The 5,753-nt window shown below is 54.3% G+C and carries 3 rRNA genes; all 3 read right to left on the bottom strand.

The annotated features are described in order from the left end of the window. Position 1: 1 nt before the first annotated feature. The 3 genes from rrf to CKJ85_RS11690 all read right to left on the bottom strand — a co-directional run bounded on the left by rrf (position 2) and on the right by CKJ85_RS11690 (position 5,399). Positions 2-119 (bottom strand): 5S ribosomal RNA (gene rrf / locus CKJ85_RS11680). A 173-nt stretch (positions 120-292) separates the two neighbouring features. Further along, positions 293-3,366, bottom strand: a 23S ribosomal RNA gene (locus CKJ85_RS11685). A 516-nt stretch (positions 3,367-3,882) separates the two neighbouring features. Continuing rightward, positions 3,883-5,399 (bottom strand): 16S ribosomal RNA (locus tag CKJ85_RS11690). The 16S, 23S and 5S rRNA genes sit together here, the layout of an rRNA operon. Positions 5,400-5,753: the final 354 nt, after the last annotated feature.

The raw sequence follows: 5,753 nt of genomic DNA on the forward strand, positions 1-5,753 counted from the left end.
GGGTCGGCGGTAACCTACTCTCCCACACCCTCCCGAGTGCAGTACCATCAGCGCGGGCGGGCTTAGCTTCCGGGTTCGGAATGGGACCGGGCGTTTCCCCGCCGCCATCAACCACCGACACACCCAACGGGGCATGCCAGCCACCAACCACCAGGGTTAGTGATGCGACAGTCAAAATATTCAACATGTGAACATGTTGGCCAACAGTGTGCTGTGCCAGCACTGCATAGTGGACGCAAACAAATCGTTTCGCAAACCTACAACACCACAAGTGTATCCACGTGTGTGCAAAAGTGTTTGATCAACGGCGGATTAGTACCAGTCACCTCCACACCTTACGATGCTTCCAGATCTGGCCTATCAACCCAGTCATCTCCTGGGCGCCTAAGAAACCTCATCTCAAAACAGGCTTCCCGCTTAGATGCTTTCAGCGGTTATCCCTCCCGTACGTAGCCAACCAGCAATGCTCCTGGCGGAACAACTGGCACACCAGAGGTACGTCCGTCCCGGTCCTCTCGTACTAGGGACAGCCTTCTTCAAGTTTCAACGCGCGCGGCGGATAGAGACCGAACTGTCTCACGACGTTCTGAACCCAGCTCGCGTGCCGCTTTAATGGGCGAACAGCCCAACCCTTGGGACCTACTCCAGCCCCAGGATGCGACGAGCCGACATCGAGGTGCCAAACCATCCCGTCGATATGGACTCTTGGGGAAGATCAGCCTGTTATCCCCGGGGTACCTTTTATCCGTTGAGCGACACCACATCCACAAGTAGGTGCCGGATCACTAGTCCCGACTTTCGTCCCTGCTCGACTTGTAAGTCTCACAGTCAAGCTCCCTTGTGCACTTACACTCTAAACACCTGATTGCCAACCAGGCTGAGGGAACCTTTGGGCGCCTCCGTTACATTTTGGGAGGCAACCGCCCCAGTTAAACTACCCACCAGGCACTGTCCCCAACCCAGATCATGGGCCAAGGTTAGATATCCACTACGGTCAGAGTGGTATTTCAACAACGACTCCACACCAACTAGCGTCAATGCTTCACAGTCTCCCACCTATCCTACACAAACCGCACCGAATGCCAATACCAAGCTATAGTGAAGGTCCCGGGGTCTTTTCGTCCTGCCGCGCGAAACGAGCATCTTTACTCGTACTGCAATTTCACCGGGCCTGTGGTTGAGACAGCAGGGGAGTCGTTACGCCATTCGTGCAGGTCGGAACTTACCCGACAAGGAATTTCGCTACCTTAGGATGGTTATAGTTACCACCGCCGTTTACTGGGGCTTAAATTCTCCGCTTCGACCCAACAAAGGATCTAACAGGTCCTCGTAACCTTCCAGCACCGGGCAGGCGTCAGTCCGTATACATCAACTTAACCGTCTTCGCACGGACCTGTGTTTTTGATAAACAGTCGCTCCCCTCTCTTCTCTGCGACCCACACCAGCACACCACACGAAAAATGCGGCCACCAGCACAGGTCCCCCTTCTCCCGAAGTTACGGGGGAATTTTGCCGAATTCCTTAACCACAGTTCACCCGACCGCTTTAGTATTCTCTACCTGACCACCTGTGTCGGTTTCGGGTACGGGCCGTATGCACACTCGCTAGAGGCTTTTCTCGACAGCACAGGATCACCAACATCACCCAAAAAAGGGCTACGCATCACGCCTCACACACAAAAACGATGGCATTTCACACACCGTCGTGCCACACGCTTACACCACAATCCAATAAGTGGCTTGGCTACCACACTGCGTCACCCCATCACTTGACTACAACGACTCAGGCCCCACGCATCACACCAACCCAGGGCAACAAAGTTACCCCATGGCCAGCGATCAGGGTGGTTAGTATCACCGCTTCATCACTTGACGCACACACACGGGTACGGGAATATCAACCCGTTGACCATCGACTACGCCTGTCGGCCTCGCCTTAGGACCCGACTCACCCTGGGAAGACGAACTTGACCCAGGAACCCTTAGTCATCCAGCGGTAAGGATTCTCACCTTACACTCGTTACTCATGCCTGCATTCTCACTCGCACACAGTCCACAACCCCTCACGGTACTGCTTCACACCATGCACGACGCTCCCCTACCCAACAAAACATTGTTGCCGCGGCTTCGGCGGTGTACTTGAGCCCCACTACATTGTCGGCGCGGAACCACTCGACCAGTGAGCTATTACGCACTCTTTCAAGGATGGCTGCTTCTAAGCCAACCTCCTGGCTGTCTTCGCGATCCCACATCCTTTTCCACTTAGTACACCCTTAGGGGCCTTAACCGGCGATCTGGGCTGTTTCCCTCTCGACTATGAAGCTTATCCCCCACAGTCTCACTGCTGTACAACACTTAACACCGGCATTCGGAGTTTGGCTGATGTTGCTAAGATGATAGTCCCGCTCAACCAACCAGTAGCTCTACCTCCGGCAAGCTCATACAACGCTGCACCTAAATGCATTTCGGGGAGAACCAGCTATCACGGAGTTTGATTGGCCTTTCACCCCTACCCACAACTCATCCCCGCAGTTTTCAACCTACGTGGGTTCGCGCCTCCACAACCTCTTACAGCTGCTTCACACTGGCCATGGGTAGATCACCCCGCTTCGGGTCCAGGACATGCCACTAACAACACCCAATGAGGATTCGCTTTCGCTACGACTACCCCTAACGGGTTAACCTCGCGACATGCCGCTGACTCGCAGGCTCATTCTTCAAAAGGCACGCCATCACACACAAGAGGCGCTCTGACGGATTGTAAGCGCACGGTTTCAGGAACTCTTTCACTCCCCTCCCGGGGTACTTTTCACCATTCCCTCACGGTACTATCCACTATCGGTCACACTGAGTATTTAGGCTTACCGGGTGGTCCCGGCAGATTCACAGCAGATTCCACGAGCCCGCTGCTACTCGGGGCAACAACAACACACACGCACACGCCTTCACGTACAGGACTCTCACCCACTCCGGCGCACCATCCCAGATGCTTCCGCTAACACGCACGCGCACGCTCCTGGTCAGCAGCCCAGAAACACTGCACCCCACAACACCACACACGCAACCCCTGCCAGGTATCACACGCACATGGTTTAGCCTCATCCACGTTCGCTCGCCGCTACTAGCAGAATCACAATTGTTTTCTTCTCCTACGGGTACTGAGATGTTTCACTTCCCCGCGTCAACCTCCACACAGACTATGCATTCATCTGCAGGTAACACCACACAACCGGTGCTGGGTTCCCCCATTCGGACATCCTCGGATCAACGCTTTGTTGACAACTCCCCGAGGCATAACGCAGCCTCACACGTCCTTCATCGGCTCAGCATGCCAAGGCATCCACCGTACGCCCTGAATAACCAAACAATTATCCAACACACACAAACACACACCACCACAGGGCGGCGCATGCTCAGATACACAAAACACAAAAACAGTCTTGCAAACTTACAAAACAAAAAATCCTTCACAACACCACACCCCAAGCACACACAAACATGCGCACAAGGATGCGGCAAAGAAGAAAGATGCTCGCGTCCACTATACAGTTCTCACACAACACACCCACACCACAACAACCACACACCACAAACAGCGCAGTGATCATTCACGTGCAGGCCAACAAGACAACCACAACCACACACAACGCAAACGCCGTGCGCAGGCCATGTGCTGCCCCAGACACCCAACAGCATGCCAACATACCCAAAACCATGTTTGCGGAACACTTGGTTACCACCCATGCCACACAAAGCAGAAGCATCCAACCCTGCCGGTGCGCATCCACCCGGAATTTATACAAAACAAATACGTGGCAGTCACACCTTAGGCGACATCAACCACCAACCCACAACCGTGGGCACAAAAACAAAAGCTCCTTAGAAAGGAGGTGATCCAGCCGCACCTTCCGGTACGGCTACCTTGTTACGACTTCGTCCCAATCGCCGATCCCACCTTCGACCACTCCCTAACACGTTTGGGCCATGGGCTTCGGGTGTTACCAACTTTCATGACGTGACGGGCGGTGTGTACAAGGCCCGGGAACGTATTCACCGCAGCGTTGCTGATCTGCGATTACTAGCGACTCCGACTTCATGGGGTCGAGTTGCAGACCCCAATCCGAACTACGACCGGCTTTCAGCGATTAGCACACCCTCACAGGATCGCACACGCGTTGTACCGACCATTGTAGCATGTGTGAAGCCCTGGACATAAGGGGCATGATGATTTGACGTCATCCCCACCTTCCTCCGAGTTCACCCCGGCAGTCTCTCATGAGTCCCCAACCAAATGCTGGCAACATAAGACAAGGGTTGCGCTCGTTGCGGGACTTAACCCAACATCTCACGACACGAGCTGACGACAACCATGCACCACCTGTACACCAGCCACAAAGGGAAAGACTATCTCTAGCCCGATCCAGTGTATGTCAAGCCCAGGTAAGGTTCTTCGCGTTGCATCGAATTAATCCACATGCTCCGCCGCTTGTGCGGGCCCCCGTCAATTCCTTTGAGTTTTAGCCTTGCGGCCGTACTCCCCAGGCGGGGCGCTTAATGCGTTAGCTACGGCACGAACCCCGTGGAAGGGACTCACACCTAGCGCCCACCGTTTACGGCATGGACTACCAGGGTATCTAATCCTGTTCGCTCCCCATGCTTTCGCTCCTCAGCGTCAGTTACTGCCCAGAGACCTGCCTTCGCCATCGGTGTTCCTCCTGATATCTGCGCATTCCACCGCTACACCAGGAATTCCAGTCTCCCCTACAGCACTCAAGTTATGCCCGTATCGCCTGCAACCCCGCAGTTAAGCTGCGGTATTCCACAAACGACGCGACAAACCACCTACGAGCTCTTTACGCCCAGTAATTCCGGACAACGCTCGCACCCTACGTATTACCGCGGCTGCTGGCACGTAGTTAGCCGGTGCTTCTTCTCAACCTACCGTCACAAAAGCTTCGTCGGTTGCGAAAGGAGTTTACAACCCGAAGGCCGTCATCCCCCACGCGGCGTCGCTGCATCAGGCTTGCGCCCATTGTGCAATATTCCCCACTGCTGCCTCCCGTAGGAGTCTGGGCCGTATCTCAGTCCCAATGTGGCCGTACACCCTCTCAGGCCGGCTACCCGTCGACGCCTTGGTAGGCCATTACCCCACCAACAAGCTGATAGGCCGCGAGCTCATCCCATACCGCAAAAGCTTTCCACCACCCCATCCAAGAAGTGGTCATATTCGGTATTAGACCCAGTTTCCCAGGCTTATCCCAAAGTACAGGGCAGATCACCCACGTGTTACTCACCCGTTCGCCACTCGAGTACCCTGCAAGCAGGGCCTTTCCGTTCGACTTGCATGTGTTAAGCACGCCGCCAGCGTTCATCCTGAGCCAGGATCAAACTCTCCACAAAAAAGTTTCAGCAAGAAACAAAGGCCGTGAAAAGCCCAAACCTAACCAAAAACAAACCAACCCACACCACAACCAAATGCAGTGCAGGACTGGCAAATCCTCAAATTACCTTCACGTGCCGACCCAACCCGACGGGGCAAAAACAGGCCGACACAACAAAAAATATAGTTACAAAACGCGAATCAAATCACGCACCATAACCAGCAAACACCACCTGCAACTAGAGGTTCACAAGCGATGCTACCGGCACACACCAACCACACAAAACGTGCAGCCAGCACAACACAGGCACGCAACCAATCCACAAACAAAAGTACATTGGCACACTATCGAGTTCTCAAACAACACACGCACA

It is taken from the genome of Corynebacterium sp. NML 150383, from assembly GCF_002285085.1.
Taxonomy (GTDB): domain Bacteria; phylum Actinomycetota; class Actinomycetes; order Mycobacteriales; family Mycobacteriaceae; genus Corynebacterium; species Corynebacterium gottingense.